This window comes from Gracilimonas mengyeensis (assembly GCF_900182705.1).
Lineage (GTDB): Bacteria > Bacteroidota > Rhodothermia > Balneolales > Balneolaceae > Gracilimonas > Gracilimonas mengyeensis.
This window is the reverse complement of record NZ_FXTP01000012.1, coordinates 1-18,396: the sequence shown is the minus strand read 5'-3', so window position 1 is coordinate 18,396 and position 18,396 is coordinate 1. Positions and strand designations below refer to the sequence as shown.

16 protein-coding genes and 1 tRNA gene are annotated in these 18,396 nt (G+C 45.9%); 10 read left to right on the top strand and 7 right to left on the bottom strand.

Annotated features, from left to right (window positions below):
* Positions 1–777 precede the first annotated feature (777 nt).
* The 6 genes from FN815_RS13465 (at position 778) to FN815_RS13440 (ending at position 8,528) form a co-directional block, all read left to right on the top strand.
* A complete protein-coding gene (locus tag FN815_RS13465) occupies positions 778–975 on the top strand; it encodes a type II toxin-antitoxin system VapB family antitoxin (RefSeq protein WP_142455170.1) in 198 nt (65 codons plus the stop codon).
* A complete protein-coding gene (vapC, locus tag FN815_RS13460; RefSeq protein WP_142455169.1) occupies positions 972–1,367 on the top strand; it encodes a type II toxin-antitoxin system VapC family toxin in 396 nt (131 codons plus the stop codon). The genes FN815_RS13465 and vapC overlap by 4 nt, the downstream gene beginning before the upstream one ends.
* Before the next feature lie 475 nt (positions 1,368–1,842).
* Positions 1,843–5,097, top strand: a complete 3,255-nt coding sequence (locus FN815_RS13455; RefSeq protein ID WP_142455168.1) for a S41 family peptidase — start codon at positions 1,843–1,845, stop codon at positions 5,095–5,097.
* 380 nt (positions 5,098–5,477) lie between these two features.
* On the top strand, positions 5,478–5,885 hold the full coding sequence (locus tag FN815_RS13450; protein WP_142455167.1) for a DUF4293 family protein: 408 nt from the start codon (positions 5,478–5,480) through the stop codon (positions 5,883–5,885).
* 6 nt (positions 5,886–5,891) lie between these two features.
* Positions 5,892–6,800 (top strand): DMT family transporter, encoded by a 909-nt coding sequence (locus FN815_RS13445; RefSeq protein WP_246075289.1) that lies wholly within the window; start codon positions 5,892–5,894, stop codon positions 6,798–6,800.
* 246 nt (positions 6,801–7,046) lie between these two features.
* Positions 7,047–8,528 (top strand): MltF family protein, encoded by a 1,482-nt coding sequence (locus FN815_RS13440; RefSeq protein ID WP_246075287.1) that lies wholly within the window; start codon positions 7,047–7,049, stop codon positions 8,526–8,528.
* A 364-nt stretch (positions 8,529–8,892) separates the two neighbouring features.
* Here the strand turns inward: FN815_RS13440 and FN815_RS13435 are convergent, their stop codons facing one another.
* The 4 genes from FN815_RS13435 to FN815_RS13420 form a co-directional block, all read right to left on the bottom strand.
* On the bottom strand, positions 8,893–10,629 hold the full coding sequence (locus FN815_RS13435) for a SpoIIE family protein phosphatase (protein WP_142455165.1): 1,737 nt from the start codon (positions 10,627–10,629) through the stop codon (positions 8,893–8,895).
* Between the two features lie 6 nt (positions 10,630–10,635).
* Positions 10,636–11,058 (bottom strand): ATP-binding protein, encoded by a 423-nt coding sequence (locus FN815_RS13430; protein ID WP_142455164.1) that lies wholly within the window; start codon positions 11,056–11,058, stop codon positions 10,636–10,638.
* Positions 11,059–11,069: 11 nt separating this feature from the next.
* A complete protein-coding gene (locus FN815_RS13425; protein WP_142455163.1) occupies positions 11,070–11,417 on the bottom strand; it encodes an STAS domain-containing protein in 348 nt (115 codons plus the stop codon).
* Between the two features lie 256 nt (positions 11,418–11,673).
* Entirely contained in the window at positions 11,674–12,162 is a 489-nt protein-coding gene (locus FN815_RS13420) for an SPOR domain-containing protein (protein WP_142455162.1), read from the bottom strand.
* Between the two features lie 175 nt (positions 12,163–12,337).
* On the opposite strand from FN815_RS13420, the gene FN815_RS13415 reads away from it, so the two are divergent.
* The 3 genes from FN815_RS13415 to FN815_RS13405 all read left to right on the top strand — a co-directional run bounded on the left by FN815_RS13415 (position 12,338) and on the right by FN815_RS13405 (position 14,463).
* Complete coding sequence (locus FN815_RS13415) at positions 12,338–13,384, top strand: ABC transporter ATP-binding protein (protein ID WP_142455161.1); 1,047 nt, start codon at positions 12,338–12,340, stop codon at positions 13,382–13,384.
* 19 nt (positions 13,385–13,403) lie between these two features.
* Positions 13,404–13,679: a hypothetical protein gene (locus FN815_RS13410; RefSeq protein ID WP_142455160.1), complete on the top strand. Its 276-nt coding sequence runs from the start codon at positions 13,404–13,406 to the stop codon at positions 13,677–13,679.
* 112 nt (positions 13,680–13,791) lie between these two features.
* Positions 13,792–14,463 (top strand): HAD family hydrolase, encoded by a 672-nt coding sequence (locus FN815_RS13405; RefSeq protein WP_142455159.1) that lies wholly within the window; start codon positions 13,792–13,794, stop codon positions 14,461–14,463.
* Between the two features lie 33 nt (positions 14,464–14,496).
* On the opposite strand, the gene FN815_RS13400 is transcribed toward FN815_RS13405, so the two are convergent.
* From FN815_RS13400 to FN815_RS13390, 3 genes are all read right to left on the bottom strand, one after another.
* On the bottom strand, positions 14,497–14,910 hold the full coding sequence (locus FN815_RS13400; protein WP_142455158.1) for a type II toxin-antitoxin system PemK/MazF family toxin: 414 nt from the start codon (positions 14,908–14,910) through the stop codon (positions 14,497–14,499).
* A complete protein-coding gene (locus FN815_RS13395) occupies positions 14,895–15,089 on the bottom strand; it encodes a DUF2281 domain-containing protein (protein WP_142455157.1) in 195 nt (64 codons plus the stop codon). The genes FN815_RS13400 and FN815_RS13395 overlap by 16 nt, the downstream gene beginning before the upstream one ends.
* A 251-nt stretch (positions 15,090–15,340) precedes the next feature.
* Positions 15,341–15,413, bottom strand: a tRNA-Arg gene (locus FN815_RS13390).
* A gap of 100 nt (positions 15,414–15,513) precedes the next feature.
* Between FN815_RS13390 and FN815_RS13385 the strand changes: the two genes are divergently transcribed.
* Positions 15,514–17,967, top strand: a complete 2,454-nt coding sequence (locus tag FN815_RS13385; protein WP_142455156.1) for a DUF5686 and carboxypeptidase-like regulatory domain-containing protein — start codon at positions 15,514–15,516, stop codon at positions 17,965–17,967.
* The last annotated feature ends 429 nt before the right edge of the window (positions 17,968–18,396 follow it).

Sequence of the window (18,396 nt, the reverse complement as noted above, 5' to 3'; positions counted from 1 at the left end):
TAACCACTGCTTGGAAAATACATTCCACCGCAGAGCGGATGGAACGAGTAGTTTAAAATTTATAATACCTCTCATTGAGTTAGGGCGCATCGCATGCGCCCTTTTCTTTAGTAAAAACTTTTTTCCCAGAATCTTTTCAAGTTGTACTTGAAAAGCAATAGCGATGGGAGGTTTCACCTCCCGACACTGAGATAGAGCAGTGTGAGTTGCTTGCTACTTTGTCGATATAATCGGGGACATGGGTACAAACACAAGCCTCTGGCCCGCTTCCATCACCCGGCTCGTTTTTGTGAAGGCATTCTTTCTTATTCCAGCTGAGCCGAATGATGGAGCTATAGTCTCAAATCCATTATTCTGTTTCCCGGATACACGAGTTCTGTAGTAGTAAAAGTGAGGGTGGTGGATGATGTATTCACTATTATTTTTTTAAAGGGGAATGTTGGGCTCTGACCTCACTCTCTCTGAAATATGGCGAGCCAATTTCTGTCTCTCTCCTCCGAATGCTCGGAGCAGGCGAAAGAGAGATAGGTTCACACCATAAATGGATTTGAGTTATAAAGTTTTAAGATCTTTTCAAGTTGTACTTGAAAAGCAACAGAGATGAGAGGTTAAACCTCCCGAAAATGAGATAGAGTAGAATTTGCTTGAAATAGCCTAAAAACTTGTGTCCCTCAGGGAGGGTAGTCCAAAACACAATCCCATCAAAAAATAAAATAGCATTTCAAAGGTTTTGTGTATAGATTGAAAAATAATACACATTAATAAAGCTCGATCGTTATGAGAACCAATGTAGTTATTGACTATGATTTGATGGATGAAGCTTTAAAAGTCAGCCAGTTAAAAACCAAGAAAGATGCAGTTGAGGCCGGCTTAAAGCTACTGGTACAACGCAAGAAGCAAGAGAATATCCGGAACCTACGAGGAAAACTGAACTGGAGCGGTGATCTGGACAAAATGCGGTCGGATCAACCATGATTTTGGTAGATACCAGTGTTTGGGTTGATTACTTCAATGGGGTAGAAAGTGCTCAAACGGAGTATCTGGATCAATGCTTATTGGAAGAAACAGTTCTGATTGGAGATATTATTCTTACCGAAATTTTACAGGGCTTTGCCAGCGACAAGGATTTTGAACAAGCGAAAAAGGCATTGGATCCCCTGGATTGTGTACGTCTGGGAGGGAAGGATCTGGCAGTAAAGGCTGCTTCAAACTTTAGATTTCTTCGTTCCAAAGGGGTAACTGTACGCAAAACGGTGGACATGCTTATTGGAACCTGGTGCATAGAAAATGAGGTAGAACTTTTGCTCCGCGATAAAGATTTTAATCATATAGCCGCTGTGTTGCCACTTCAGGTTTATTCCGGGTAATGGAAAAGAATAGCTATATCATCCGATAGGCATTTAGCAGTTTAATGAAAGAAAGTTGCTCCTGGCTTCCCTCTCTATGAAATATGGCGAGCCAATTTCTGTCTCTCTCCTCCGAATGCTCGGAGCAGGCGAAAGAGAGATAGGTTCTTTGCTAAGAATAAATTCGGGTTGAATGAACCGATTTTTGTAAGGGGAAGAATTCTGTGTCCCTTCGGGAGGGACCGGAAAATCAGCTTGCTGATTTTTCAGGGAGGGCAGTCCGGCTGAGCCGAATGATGGAGCTACGGCCTTAAATACATTATTAAAGATCTTTTCAAGTTGTACTTGAAAAGCAACAGCGATGGGAGGTTTTACCTCCCGACACGGAGTGAGAAACAGGAGCACTACTCACCTTGTAAAGATTCATCAACAGCCGCATATCATCCTTACTGATTCTTTATATTCCCAACGCATTTCTAACTAAATCATCGGGATTATGAAACATCTATTTGGAGTCTTACTCACTTCACTCATCTTTATAACCGGTTCAGTCAGCGTTTTTGCACAAGGAACGCAGTTATTACGCGAACCCACCATTTCTGAAACCCACATTGTCTTCGTTCATGCCAACGATTTGTGGCAAGTCGACAAAAATGGCGGAGATGCCATCCGCCTTACCAGCAACATTGGGGGAGAATCCTATCCGCATTATTCCCCGGATGGAAGCATGATTGCTTTTACCGGCGAATATTCCGGCAACGAGGATGTCTATGTTATCCCGGCCGAAGGCGGCTCACCAAAGCGCCTTACCTGGCATCCGGGCGATGACATCGTGACCGGCTGGACACCAGAAGGCGAAATTCTGTTCCGTTCTTCCCGTGATGGCCATCCCACCCAGCTCAATCGCATTTGGAAAGTGAGCACCGAAGGAGGGACGCCGGAAGTGCTGCCCATTCCGCGTGCGGCAACCGGTGAAGTATCCGAAGACGGCCAGTACATCGCTTACAATCCCATTACCTTTTGGGATCCGGAATGGAGAAATTACCGGGGCGGACAGGCACAGCCCATCTGGATTGTAAACCTGGAAAGCTTTGATTTGGTACAAACGCCCCGTACCGACAACGAGCGCCACACCGATCCCGTTTGGTTGGGAGATGATGAAGTATTCTATCTTTCCGAGCGGGATTTTGCCAACAATGTATGGTCTTACAACATCGAAACCGGCGAAGAGAAACAGTGGACCTTTCATTCAGACTTTGATGCTAAATCCATCGATGCCGGTTTTGGAATGATTGTGTACGAGCAGGGCGGTTACCTGCATTTGCTTAATCCCGAGAACGGCGAGACCAATCAGCTTGAGATTCATGTAGCCGGCGATATGAGCTATGGGCGTCCGCGTTGGGAAGAACCCAGTGCCTATAACCTGGACAACGCCCAGCTTTCACCGACCGGCAAGCGTGCTATTTTCCAATACCGGGGTGAAATCATCACCGTACCTAAAGAAAATGGTACTTGGAGAAACCTGAGCAACTCTTCAGCCAGTGCCGAGCGATATCCGATTTGGTCTCCCAAAGGAGATAAAGTGGCCTGGTTCTCGGATGCCAGCGGTGAGTACCAGTTGGTGATATCTGATCAGTTTGGGCTGGAAGAGCCGAAATCTATTTCATTACCCAATCCAACCTTTTACTTCCGCCCGGATTGGTCGCCGGATGGCAAGCACATTGCCTATACCGATACCGATTACAATCTCTGGTATGTGAATGTAGAATCTGGCGAAGCAGAGAAAGTGGATACGGACAGTTATGCGCATCCCAACCGTACACTAAATCCTGTATGGTCTCCCGATAGCAAGTGGATTGCCTATGTGAAACTGCTGGATAACCAGTTTAAAGCTGTGCATGTGCATAATATCGGGACCGGTAAAACCCACCAACTTACAGATGGCATGTCGGATGCCATTACCCCGGTTTGGAGTGATGACGGCAAATACTTGTACTTCCTGGCCAGTACCGATTACGGCCTCAATACCGGTTGGCTGGATATGAGTTCGTACAATATGCCGGTAACCCGTGCTCTGTATATGATGGTGCTGGCGGAGGGCGAACCTTCCCCCTTGCTTCCAAAAAGCGACGATGAAGAGATCCCATCCGAAGAAAAAGAAGAAACGAAAGCAGGGGATGATGAAGGCGTTTCCGTGACTATCGATCTGGAAGGACTTTCTGAGCGTACATTGGCCGTGGATATCCCGGAACGCAATTACACCGGGTTACTGCCCGGCCCGGATGGCAGTGTATTCTACATGGAAGAAGTTCCCAATGAAGGAACCAAATTGCACAAATATGACCTGGAAAAACGGGAAGGCAGTTTGTTTTTGTCAGGTGTGAACGAGGCCGTGGTTTCTGCCGATCGCAGCAGCTTACTCTATAGAAGTGGAACCACCTGGGGGATTTTGGATACCGGCACCGGACAGAAAAATCCCGGTGATGGCGCCATCGATATTTCAGGGGTGAAAGTGAAGGTGAATCCGCAGGAAGAATTTATGCAGATTTATAACGATGGCTGGCGCTTCATGCGCGACTTCCTGTACGTGGATAACATGCACGGTGCCCCTTGGCAAGATGTGTACGACTGGTATGCGCCCTGGGTGAAACATGCCAAACACCGCTCCGATCTGAATTACGTGCTGGATATCATGAGCGGTGAAGTAGCCGTTGGACACTCGTATGTTGGCGGCGGAGATTATCCGGATCTCGAGGATGTGCAGGCAGGGTTGCTTGGCGCAGATATCACGCTGCAAAACGGGGCCTATCGCATCGACAAGATTTTGACAGCCGAAAGCTGGAATCCTGATTTAAGAGCCCCGCTTTCTGGTCCTGGTATTGATGTGCAGGAAGGAGACTACATTTTGGAAGTAAACGGGGAAGAGATCAATCCCGAAGATAACTTCTACAAGCATTTCGAAGGAACCGTCAACCGACAGGTAAAACTATTGGTGAATGATGAACCGAATACTGAGGGTGCCCGATTGGTAACGGTAGTGCCGATAGCGAATGAATACGGTCTGCGCAGCCGGGACTGGGTAGAAGGCAACCGCCGTAAGGTAGACGAAATGTCGGACGGCAAACTGGCCTATGTTTGGGTGCCAAATACCGGTCAGGGCGGATACACCTACTTTAATCGCTACTATTTTGCACAACAGGATAAACGCGGTGCCGTGATTGACGAACGCAACAATGGCGGTGGTTCGGCTGCCGACTACATGGTAGACATCATGGCGAGAGAACTGCATGGTTTCTTCAACAGCAAAGCGGCTGATCGCAAACCCTTTACTACGCCCGGCGCAGGCATCTGGGGCCCCAAAGTGATGGTTATCAATGAAAGAGCCGGTTCTGGTGGGGATTTGTTGCCTTACCTGTTCCGTAAGATGGAAATCGGTCCGCTGGTAGGTACCCAAACCTGGGGCGGTTTGGTTGGAACCTGGGATACGCCTCCTTTTGTGGACGGCGGCTATTTTGTAGCGCCCCGAGGAGGCTTCTATAACCTGGATGGCGAATGGGCCGTGGAAGGCGTTGGTATTGCTCCCGATATTGAAGTGATGCAGACACCCAAGGAAGTTATAGAAGGGCATGATCCACAGCTGGAAAAAGCGGTGGAAGAAGCCCTGCGATTACTCGAAAATCAACCCGATCCTATCGTGCCCACACCAGACGATCCCGTTCGCTGGAAGCGTCCTGACAGCGGGAATAATTAGCAGAGACATTTAATTAAACTCTAAAGGCGCAGGTATTTACTTGCGCCTTTTTTATGGAAAACCAAAACGGAGGTTTATATCAGTATCAAAAACTACTCCCACCAATATGAATCTTTTGAAGTTGTACTTAAAAAGTAATAGTACGGCAAGGCTGTGCCTTGAATAGGTTTTCCTGGTGGGGTATCGCTACCAAGTTCATGTTAACGTTGAGTGGATGTATAAACACGGGAAGCCGGAGCTTCCGGGAATGCATTACGAAGGAGGACCTTCATAACGAGTTCTAAGGTTGAAACGCTCTTGATTGGTTAGGACTCGCCATGGTTAATTCTTTCAAAACCTTTATCTTTGGGTGAAATCTAATCAACCCAAAACATAATTACGTGATACAACGATTACAGACCGTTTTTTTGGCGGTAGCTACTCTTCTCAATCTCTCTGCCTATTTTACTCCAATTTATGATAAAGCCATGGCCGATCCTCAGCAATGGATTGGTTACGGACTGGCCATTTCCCTGTTGATTCCCATGGCTATAAACATATTAGCTATTTTTCTATATGAGAACCGGAAGAACCAAATGAGCTGGGTCAAACGGTCTGGCTTGATGCAGGTTATTGCCCTTGGCTTTTGTGCGGGTGTGATGTTGTCTATGGGCGGTATTGGTACCTACTTATGGGATGAAGCTCTGGGTACAGGATTGGTACTCTTAGGACTGATTTTTCAAATTCTGGCACTACGTAATATCCGTAAAGATGAGGAACTGGTTCGGTCGATGGATCGCATCAGGTAATTTGCTTTGGAGCAAAGCTATTCCAAATTAAAAGTATATGGTATCCTGGTACTGGGGCTCATTACGTTTGGCTTTGCCCCGGTGCTGGTAAAGTTTGCAACCGATTATTCAGCTTTATTACTGGTTACCATCCGTACGGTGGGGGCTTTTTTGATGCTGGTGCCCTTTTACCTCTATAAAAAGCAGAGCAAGCAGTACGATTTAAAACCGGTGGGCAATGACAGTAAATGGATGGTGCTTGCAGGAATCGCTCTTGGGTTGCATTTCACACTATGGACCAGCTCGCTTTTCTATACCTCGGTAGCTTCTGCCTCAGTATTGGTTACTATCCATCCCATCATGCTTATTGTGGCAGAGCGTATCCTGTACAAAATGAAATTCCCCGTCACCGTTTGGTGGGGCGTTTTTGTTGCATTTGGAGGTTCGGTACTATTGGGAATCTCCGATTATAATGCCGAGGCTATTTTCGAGAACCCGTTGTTGGGGAATAGTATGGCTTTTGCAGCGGCGGCTATTTTCGCTGTTTACTTTTTGATTGGCCGCAAAGTACGTCAGAACAGGTCTTGGTTGGGATATGTGTTCCCGGTTTACGGCTATGCGGCTGCTACCTGTGTGGTTATATTGCTGGTTATTGAAGGCGTACCGGAAAGTATTGATGTCAGGGTGCTTTGGGTAGGGTTGGCACTTTCGGTAGGCCCGCAGTTGATGGGCCACGGTTCACTGAACTATGCAGTGAAGTACGTCTCAGCAACATTGCTTTCAACCCTTATTTTAACCGAACCGGTTTTTGCTACGATACTAGCCTTTTTTATTCTCGACGAGCTACCTCCGGTGCTATCCTTTATAGCTATTTTTGTAACTTTATGCGGGGTGATGCTCACCTGGAAGAAAAAATCTATATCTTCTGATAAGTAATTAATTAGGGCTTTCGGTTTTTATAAATATCTGAAAATATTTTAGATAATTAAATGTGCGAATCTTTTGGAAAAAGTTTTCGTTAAGGGGTGTGGCAATAATTATTCATAATGAATAGCAGTATTTGTTATAATAAACGCTATAATTTGTTGGTGACAGCTGAGTTTGTACAATCATTATACGTTGCTTTTTTGATTTTGAACCCAAAATCTTTGCATGCAGTCAAGTAGAAATAACATAGGAGGAATGACGAAGTATCTGCTTTTGGGCGGATGCGGTCTGTTGATGTTGGCCAGTTGTTCTTCCGATACACCGGAAAAGAAATCTCCGGTACCCACCTCATTGCCTGTAACGGTTACTGAACCCGTTGACAGAGATTGGAGCACCATAAAAAACAACGGTGTTCTGCGCATGATTACCAGCTATAGTACAGGCTCTTACTTTTTGTACAAAGGATTACAAGTAGGCTTTGAGTATGAATTGCTCAAGAAGTTTACTCAAGAGAATGATTTGGCTTTGGAAGTAATCATCCCGGGACCCGAAGAAAGTCCGTATGACTTGTTGAATAGTGGACGGGGAGACATCATTGCTGCAAATTATACCATCACCCCCGAGCGAAAAGAAGTTGTTGAATTTACCCGGCCCTACAATATTGTAAATCAAATGGTGGTGGTTTCAGAAGAGCTCGGTTTTAAACCCGAAAATGTTGCCGATTTAAGAAATATTCAAATTAGTGTTCGCCGGAACAGCTCCTATTTTGTACGCCTGCAGGAATTGGAAGAACAGGGATACCCCATAAAGCTCAGCATCATTCCTGATGATATGGATACTGAGTCTGCTTTATTCCAGGTAGCCAAAGGCGAGTATGAAGCCACGGTTGCTGATAACAACATGTTCAAAGCAGCCAGCAAATACATGGAAGAACTGGTGCAGGGACCTGTGATCGCCGAAAGTGATACGATTGCCTGGGCAGTGCGCAGAAATGCGCCAGACTTGGAGAATCAGCTAAATAAATTTTTATACAAGCATTTTCGCTTTAACGAGGAAGGCGAACCCAAGCGTTCTGCTTTTTTGAATGTGTTACGACGCAAGTACTTTGAAAGCGGCAATCAGATAGCAGACTATTACAATCCGGCTTATCAGAACAATCCCTACGAAAGCATCTCGCCCTATGATAATATGATTCAAGAGGTGGCTGAGGAATACGACTTGGACTGGGTCATGCTTACTGCTATTGCCGCGCAGGAGTCGAAGTTTAACCCCTCGTCTGTTAGCTGGGCTGGAGCTGTTGGTATCATGCAGGTGATGCCACGTTTTTCTGAAATCTCCTCCGACTCATTATATATCCCCGAAGTGAATATCCGTGAAGGGGCCAAGATTTTATCATCCCATCTCAAGCATTATTCCTACATGGATTCCACCAACCAGTGGCAATTTGCGTTGGCTACCTACAACGCCGGTTCTGGTCACTTGGCCGATGCCCGGCGCCTCGCAATCGATCATAACGACGATCCTAACAGCTGGGAGCATGTGTCAGAGTCGCTATTGAAACTGATGCAGCGCCGATACTACCAGCATGCGAGATACGGTTTCTGCCGCGGAATTGAGACGGTGCGGTACGTGAATGAGATCATGAACCGATACAATACCTACCAAAGTATTCTGGCTTATTCCAACAACCGGGGCAGTGCCACGCAAGGGGTGTTGGGTATCCAGACTTTGAACTAATTTTTTATTGGTCCCAGCCGGGGGTTAAAAACCCTGCACTTTTAGTGCAGCACGTTAGTATTCCAAAAAAATCTAATGGCTAAGATTATGGGGTCATTCAGAAGCTACCGCTGAAGAACCTTAGCCAAGAAATGATTGCCAACCAACCAGTGGCAACAGCGCATGAGCCACTGGAAATATAGTTCAGGAAATTGGTTGAAGATGCTCCGCAAAATGCAAGGTCCATCGGGGGTACCCTCTGGATGACCGGGATGGTGGAGCGACCGGGACTTTCAGTCTCCAACCAAACCCCTGCACTTTCAGTGCAGGGTGGTTTAGTTAGGTGCTAAGATTGAAAGTCCTTCAAACTCTATAATCTTTTTCTTTAATGCACTTTTAGCACCATCAATGTAATGTCGTCATACTGTATGCCGTCGGAGAAATTCTGTACATCGTCTACAATGGCCTGCATAATCTCTGAAGAGCTTTTGTCGAGATTCTTGCTAATGCATGCTTTCAGACGTTCTTCTTCATATTCTTCGGTTTGATCCGGGTTCATGGCTTCCGTAACCCCGTCGGTGAAAAAAACGAGTACATCCCCGGGCTGGAATTCCAAAGAGGAGGTATCATAGGGTGTCATAGAGGGCATAGCGCCTAAAATGACACCGCCCGCATCCAGCTGTCTCGGAGAATCCTCTCCTTTCCGAAATAGAAGCGGGGGATTGTGGCCTGCATTTACGAAATCAAACCGGGAACCGTCATCGGAAATTTTTCCCCAAAAGAAGGTGATGAATTTGTCGGCCGGGGTATTTTCGTAAATGATATCGTTGATACTGGAGGTAGCTTCAGGCAAGGTTACGTCAATAGGGGCCAGGGCATGCAACATGGATTGAAGGTTCGCCATGAGCAGGGAAGCTGGAACGCCCTTACCAGTTACATCGGCAATGGCGAGTACATGGCCACCGTCAGGAGTTTCTACCACATCAAAATAATCGCCGCCTACCTGGTAGGAAGATACGTTGGAGGCATCCAAATCAAAGCCTGGGATGGTGGGCAGGGGGGAAGGAAGCAGCCCTTGCTGAATGGTCTTGGCCAGGTTCAGTTCTTCTTCCATGCGCTGCTTTTCAATTCGCTCTTTCAGCAGGTATGTTTTTTGGATATTAAGCAGTGCCAGGTTCCCCAATGATTGCAGGAAGTTGACTTCTTCTTCCCCGTAGGTTGCTTTATTTGCAGGTTCACCTACGCCCACAACGCCAATTTTTTCATTTTGAAAACGCAGCGCTATCACCAGTTTGAGCCCATTTTTCTCCAGGAAAGGACAGTTATGTTCGGCTTCATCACACCTGAAAACATCATCAAGTTCAAAAAGCCGCTCAAGTTCTCTTTCGCTGGGTTGTTCCTTTAAACCGCTGCTGGCTACCACAGATTTTTCACCTTCCACTTCCAGCGCAAAAAAGAAGGTACGTATCAGCATTTGCCCCAGCATGGCAAATTTGAAAGTGCGCGCAATATCCTGCTGATCCACCATCATGTTGAAATCCTTGCTGAGTTCCAGCAGGGTATGCAGGTCATGTACTTTACGGTCCAGCTTTCGGTTGATTAAGCGCAGTTCCTGGAACATCCGGGAATTGGCAATGGCTACCGAAGAAATGATCGAGAGACTTTCAATGAATTCAATCTCATTTTGGGTGAGCTCAGACTTGTTGCCTTTGGGGCCAAGGCACAAAAAGCCAAGATGATGGTTCGTCGTACGCAGGTTGAAGAAAATACTGTTGTCGGGCAGATCCATTTGGCCGGCAACTTCAGGCACTTCGGAAGCTCGCAGGGTGGGCTGATCCAAAAGTTTAGAATCAAAATTTAGCTTAATGATGTCTCCCTCAGAAAACGGGCAGCGGCCCTTAACTTTACTTACCTGGTATTTTTTATCACTTCCCTGGTTAATTAAAATCATGCCTTTGGGAACCAATAGCTTGCCCATGGTAATGAGTAGCAAGTTGTTTAATACAAAATCAGGTTCCTGCGATTCGATGAGCAGCCGGCTGGTTTCGAGTAGCGTGCGTAATTCAAACCGGCTTCGCCGTTCTTCCTGGTTGGGGTTGATATCGGTTGAGGAGGTATCCACGGCTAACTAAAGATTTTTGACCATGCGAATTTCGTTGGTCTGCCCCTTGCGGGTATATTGAACTTGGTCCATTAGTTTACGGATGAGGTACACGCCCATACCTCCGCGTTTCTTTTGCTTGATGCGCTTAATCAGGTCTGGTTCGCTGTAGGAGCTTGGATCAAAGCCTTTACCTTCATCCATCAAAGAAATCCATAGCTGGTTAGAATCTGACCCGATTTCAATATTAACCTTTTTAGAGTTCGAGTTCTTGTAGGCGTGTTTTATGATATTGGTGTAGGCCTCATCAACAGCTAAGCGGATTTCAGAAATATCCTTTTGGCTAAGTCCGATCTTCTCAGCATGAGCCGCCACAAAGTCGCGTACTTCTGCCAAGTGCTCGGTAGAAGCCTCTACTGACAAGGTTTGTATTTGTTTTGTTCCTGCCACTCTGATCCGGATTAATTTGAAAAGCGTTCGAGCGCTTCCTGCTCATCTTCCAAAATATCGTATAAGCTTGGGAAGCCAAGAAGATCGAAGACATTGTAAACGCGGTCGTTCATATTTGTAAGTTTGATATCGCCTCCAAGGTTCCGAACATCCTCGATATAGGCCATAAAAACACCCAGCCCGGCACTGGCTATATATTCCAGTCCGGTGCAGTTTACCACAATAGCGTAGTTGTCCTCATCGATTAGAGATTTGAGGGCATTTTCTAACTGAGAGGCTGTGTGTGCATCTAACTCACCGCTAATGTCCAATATGCTTACATGTTGATGTTGGCGTGTAGCAATATTGAAGTTTTTCATTACGCTTCGATTAATTTTTCCGGATGATGTTGAACACGCATAATAACGTAAACCTCAGAATTAGGAAAGTGGGTGTTTGCAAACGGTGGGTTACGACCCTCATAAAAAAAAGATGCAAAAAAATAGGGCATTGCATTTTTCATATGCAATGCCCTGACTATTCATCAAGAGAGACGCTACTTGAGCGCCCTTATAATTAAGTAAATGCTTGGGAGATATACAACTAATAATTAAGAGTTAACAAAATGAAACGATCTCAGGAGGAACGTTGCACTTCAGATACCCAATATCCGGTATTAATTTCTTTAGCTAATTCCTTACCCAGTTCCGCGGCCTCTTCTTCTGAATCAAAAAAGCCAACCCGGAGCCGGAACCACACATTGCCGGTTTCTTCATTTCCGTATTTAACTACATATGCGTGAGGATATTCCCGGTCGCTCCAGTTCTCAAGATACGACTCGGCCAGAGCCTCGGACCGGAAGGCACCTACTTGTACTACATAATTACCATCTTCAGCAAATTGCGGCTTTGCTTCCTCTTCTTGCCTTCTCATCTCTTCCGCTTTAGCGATACTATCCTGGCGGGCTTGCTCCATCTGCTCCGCAATACGCTCTTGTTCTACCTGCCGAAGTGAATCGAGCCGTGCTTCTTCAGCTGCACGTCGTTCTTCTTCGCTCGGCCCACAGGCTTGAATACTGATCAAAGCCACAGCCAATAACAGGGTGTAGATGCTAATTCTTTTCATAATTCTGATAGTTTAATGATCGTTGTTGATATGGCAACTTTTTAACATTTATTAAACTTACGTCATACCTCACTGTTTCACAAATATTCACGCTTCAAAACTTTCACAAGTCCCTTAATAGTGTGTATCTTATGTAGACTGAATCTAAATCAAGATTTTTTGGTTCAGTACATATATGGAAAAACCTCTTTTACACATACAAGGATTAACGAAGTCTTTTGATCAAAGCGGGCCGGTGGTAAACCAGGTCGGTTTTGATGTAGGAAAGAACGAAATATTTGCACTGCTGGGCCCCAGCGGATGCGGAAAAACTACCACCTTGCGCCTCATAGCCGGCTTTGAACACTGCGAAGCCGGTGAAGTGTATATTGAAGATGAGCTAGTGGAAAGTCCACAGGTAAGCCTCAATCCCCAGAAACGGGAAATCGGTTTTGTGTTTCAGGATTATGCATTATTTCCGCACATGACAGCCCTCGAAAATGTGGCCTTTAGCTTGCGGGAAGTTGACCGAAAGAAACGCCCCGTATTGGCGGAAGAGGTTTTATGCCGAACGGGAATGGAAAAGTACAAGCACCGCATGCCCGATGAGCTTTCCGGCGGGCAGCAGCAACGCGTAGCCCTCGCCCGGGCCATTGCCCCCAAACCCCGGTTGGTATTGATGGACGAACCTTTTTCAGGTCTGGATGCCATGCTGCGGGATTCAACCCGCAAAGAAGTGCGTGCTATTCTCAAAAAATCCGGGATGAGTGCCATACTGGTAACCCACGACCAGGAAGAGGCGCTTTCTTTTGCTGATCGAATCGCGGTTATGAATAACGGCCAGATTGAACAAATAGGCACCCCCGAGGAAGTCTACTATCACCCCAAAACACAGTTTGTAGCCCAGTTTTTAGGGCGTACCAATTTATTTCGCGCTCATGCCGATGGAACCGATAATGTAGAAACGCGCCTTGGACCGGTAAAAATCAACCGGGAAGCCGAAGGGTTGATCTTATGCTCTATCCGTCCCGAGCACCTGACTCTCGAGCGTTGTAAGCCAAACGGCAAGGAGACGGGCATTATCACCGGGCGGGAGTTCCGCGGGCATGATATTACTTACCATGTTTTGTTTAAAGGTGATAAATATATTGTGCATACCGACAACCGCTTGCTTTTTGATGTGGACGAACATGTAATTGTGAAACCTTTGGAGCCAGCTGTTGTATTAAACCAAAAAGCATAACCTTAAAAAAGGAGAAATTATGTCGTTAGTTGGTTTTTTGATTTTACTGTTAATTGCCGCTATTTGCGGTGGAATTGGTCAGGCGATAAGTGGATACAGTTTTGGCGGATGCCTTGTTTCATCCGGCGTTGGCTTCGTGGGGGCGATTATTGGTACATGGATTGCCACCGAACTTAGCTTGCCGGCATTCTGGACACTCGAAGTTTCCGGGAGTCAGTTTCCCGTTGTCTGGTCCATCATAGGTGCAGCCCTGTTTACCGGTATACTTGGAGCTGTTATGAGGAACAGGAAATAATGGCCAAACCTTGCATACATTATCATTATTAAATCGTTAAGAGGGCTTAAAAGAGCCCTCTTTTTCTTATTTTTGAACTCACTCATCACACTCAATCTATACCTAATTATTTATGAATTTTATTTCCGCTGTGATTTTTGATATGGACGGCGTAATCGTTCACAGCAACCCCACCCACAAAGTTATTCTCAGAGAGTTTTGCGCTAAACACGATCAGGAGCTTACCGACCAGCAGCTGCTGGAGAAAGTGTACGGACGTACCAATCAAGACTGGATTCCCAATGTTTTTGGGGATGTTTCGCAGGAAGTGATCACCGCTTTTGCCGACGAGAAAGAAGCAATGTTCCGCGAGGCTTTTGATCCGCAAGCCAATGTAGTACCCGGACTTTATGAGTTTCTGGACCTGCTGGATGAAAACGATATCAAGATGGTGGTAGCCACTTCGGCCCCCAAGGAGAATGCCGAATACATTCTCTCCGAGCTCAACATTACCGACCGTTTTGAAGCAGTCCTCAGCTCTGCCGATGTGCAGAACAGTAAACCCCATCCCGAGCCTTATCTGAAAGGGGCCAAGGTAGCCGGCGCTGATCCTGCTAATTGCATTGTGATTGAAGATTCTATCTCTGGCGTGAAATCAGGACTGGCGGCCGGTTCTAAGGTAATCGGCATAGCAACCACTCACACCCATGAAGAAATGAGCGACTGCCATCTGGTAGTAGATGATTTCACCAGCTTGAACCTCGAGTCATTGGAAGAAATCATGGAGCTTCAGCCCAACAAGTAAGCTGAGGTTAATTCCATCCCATCCATTGCTTGTCTAACCACTCGTACTGCTCGTTCCCAACCACCCGGTTGGGAATGCCAGGGCGGACCTCCCGGTCCGTGTGTTGTGAGAGTGGGCTACGTACATTTTAGAAAATGAAGCTGGAGCTTCAAATGTAAGTTCCCAAGCAGGAGCTTTGGAACTAGACAAAAGAATCAGATTTTTGGAACAGGTGAAAAGCTTATTAGGACGAATATTACTTGGTTGTTTTAATGAGCCGTCTAAGAAATCAGCCTCCTTGAGCAACACGGCGTAATGGTCCCGGATAGATTGGCTTGTAATCTGAGCTAATAATAGGTCCTCTCCATCAAACGGTTGGATTACTAAAGCGGGACGACGTTTAGAGCTACTTAAATCTGAAAATGGAAAAGGAACGACCACCACATCGCCTTTTACAAATCGCTCCATGCTTCATCCTCTTCGGGTTTATTCCAGTCTTTTTCGAGAGAAGGTTCGCTTACAAAGGTTATTCCGAGACTTTCCTGACTATTTCTTGATTTTAATTCTCGTACAAAATTGATGACGGTTCTGAGCTTGTCGTCCGGAAGTTCTTCAATTTCTCTTAAAAGCAGTTCTTTGTTGCTCATAGTGATATCACTTTATCAGCTTCGACTAACAAGTAACGAAAATTACATTTTGAATGCTATTTCATGGTGTAAGGTTTTATTAACCTTGTTGGGAACCAGGGGAGGCACAACATATTGCACCTATGGCGCAGTATAGCGTAGAGGCGGGCTTTTTACAAATATTCTGCTACTATGGAGCAAAATCCTATTCGAGAGAAGTCCCTCAAAAACTTCAACATCCACTATTGAATGTTCAATATTCGATATTCATGTGACCCCGCCGGGAATCGAACCCAGATCTAGGACTTAGGAGGTCCCTATTCTATCCGATTGAACTACAGGGTCAGGTCTTGGGAAATATTTCGTGAAAATATACGTAGCTTATTGTAACAAATCAGCTTCTGATAAGTAGAAGTGCCCAATCAATTATCTAAAAATTCGAGGGATGCAAAAAGCCGCTTTTCTGATTCTCACCCTGTTATTGATCGTGCCGCTGCAAAGCCGTGCGCAACAAACAATTGAAGGCACTGTGCTGGACGCTGAAACCGGCGAGACCTTGCCTTCCGCTCATGTCATCATCAAAGACACCTATAAAGGCACCATCACCAATCAGGACGGTGAATTCCGGCTGATGGTACCCAGTCTGCCAGCTACTATTGTGGTTCGCTTCATTGGTTTTCAAAGCAAAGAGGTAACCATCACGGCGCAGGCTCAAAGTCCGATTGAGATCAAGCTGGAGCCGTCCGTTGCAGATATGGGAGAGATTGTGGTATCCGGGGAAGACCCGGCCATTGCCATCATGAAGGAAGTAATCCGCAGAAAAAAAATATGGCGGGCCGATTTAAAGACCTACAAAGCCGAAGCCTACACCCGCCAACAGATCAAGAATGACACCTCTATTGTATCTATCTCTGAAAGTATTTCAGAAGCCTATTGGCACCATGAGAAAGGTCACCGGGAAGTATTGAGATCTAAACGTCAGACGGCAAACCTGGAGCAGGAAGCCAATTTTGCAGGAGTGAGTTATCTCCCCAATTTCTATGATGACAACCTCGATATCGCTGGCTTCAACATGGTAGGCGTTACCCATCCCGATGCTCTTAAATTCTACACGTTTTACCTGGAAGATATCCTCAGCCTTGATGGACAGGTGGTTTATGAACTCTCAGTCACATCAAACCGAAAACTGCAGCCGCTATTTGAGGGAACCATTTATGTGTTGGGCGAAGAATATGCACTACTTGAGGTAGATTTGAAACCCAATTCGGTAGTTGCTTTCCCGGCACCGGTACAGGATTTTAATCTGACCTATTCCCAGCAATTCAGCAATTTCGGGGGTGAATTTTGGCTGCCGGTGGATGTTCGTATTGAAGGACTGGTTGAAGTTGGAGTGATTGGCTTGCGATTCCCACCTATTGGTTTTAAGCAGGTTGCCAAACTGAATGATTACGAGGTGAATGTTGAACTGCCTGATTCTTTATATGAAGAGCAGGATTTGTTTTCGGTGGACTCCACCACCATCAACGCCGGAGACTCCCTCTTTGTAAGTGAGATTGATGTGATTCCACTGGATACGCAAGAGCAGCAAGCGTACGAGAATATTGACAGTACCGTGACGCTAGAGAAAGCTTTTCGGCCTACTGGTTTCTTCACACGTTTTATTGACTGGGACGAAGAAAGCGATGATTCCGGAACTACGGTTACGGTGAGTGGTTCCTCAGGAGGTGCTCGGGGAGGAGACTCTACGGCATCAAGTGGCCCTTCACTTTGGAACAAGATGACGCGTTATGTGAGTGTGCAAGGTCGCTATAACAGGGTTGATGCTTTGTACGGTGGATTGAAACATGAGCGGCGCTATGTAGATCAACGCATTTCATCGGAATTATTTGGGGGGTACAGCATCGGTTATGATGAATTTTCTTATGGGTTAAGGATGGGGTGGTGGCCCTTGCCAGATAGCCGAAGATTTGCATTATATGCCGGTTTTCAATCGGTAACCGATACCCGTTATAATTCTCAGTTATTTACCAAAACAATTACCAGTATTCCGGCCGTACTCGGCTATGGCGATTATTTTGATTACTACCGGAAAGAAGGGGTTTATGCCGGTACTGCCTACCGTTTGCGCAGAGGAGGAACGCTTGATCTCCGCTATAAATATCAGGAACATAGCAACATAGAGAGTGAAATAACCAATTATGATATTCTGGGGCAGAATAGCAGCTTTAGGCCAAATCCCGATATTGACGAGGGGACTTTAAGTGCTTTTCAATTAACGTTAAGTGAAGGCGATGAGAAAAAGGGATACGGAGCAGTTGGCGCTAATGATTATGCCTTTTCTATAGAGCAGTCGGCTACTTTTATGGGCAGCGACTGGAATTACACCCGTTTTAAAATGGATGTGTACCGGAGCTTCGAAACCTTTTATCAACGCAGGCTTTTTCCAAACCGCTTGCACATGCGCTTAAACGCCGGAACCTATTTAGGAGACTTACCCATCCAAAAAAATGGAACTCTGGATGTAGCACCTGGTGCTATAACCCCATTTGGAGCCTTTAGGGCGGCACGTTATATACCCTACGAAGGTGCCAGCTATTTTGCACTGAATGCGGAGCACAATTTCAAGAGCGTACCGCTGGAGCTGTTGGGATGGAGGGATGCCGGGCAGTCGGGCCTCAGCGTGATTATTTTTGGGGGAGTTGGGAAGAGCTGGATCAAGCAAAGTCAGGTTAACCAATTTGAACAATCCTACGGGTATACGCCGTACACCACGGAAAACCTTCATTTGGAAGCCGGACTTTCACTCAGTAATATCTTCAATTTATTCAGGGCAGATGTGGCCTACCGAATTGATAATCCCGGTATATTTTTGGGCGTAAGCATAGCCCGCTTTTTCTAATGTGATACTTTTGCAGGAAATATGTTACTGCGGTAAGTCATAGATGTTTAACGTGAGTTCGAGATAAAAAAGGATGTAGAAATATGTTTAGTGGTCATTCCGCGGCGTACCTGTCCCGACAAACTTGTCGGTGAGGTCCGGAATCTTATTGATTGCCAGGTATCAATATTTGAATTCAACGCAACAATTAGATCCCTGCTTTCGCAGGGATGACCTTAAAACTTCCTATTAGCTCTGTTTTACCTATTCTTATCTCGAACTGACGTTAAGAAAATGGGCTGGATCAACCGGCACTCATTAATCTGTTTCTCCATATTGGTGGGTGACGATGGTTTTGTCGGCTTCCCCAAAAACTGGGCCAATTAAAAGTAGAATGTTCGGTTTAATTTAAGAGTTCTATCGGTGTTTTATACCCCAAAGATTTATGGG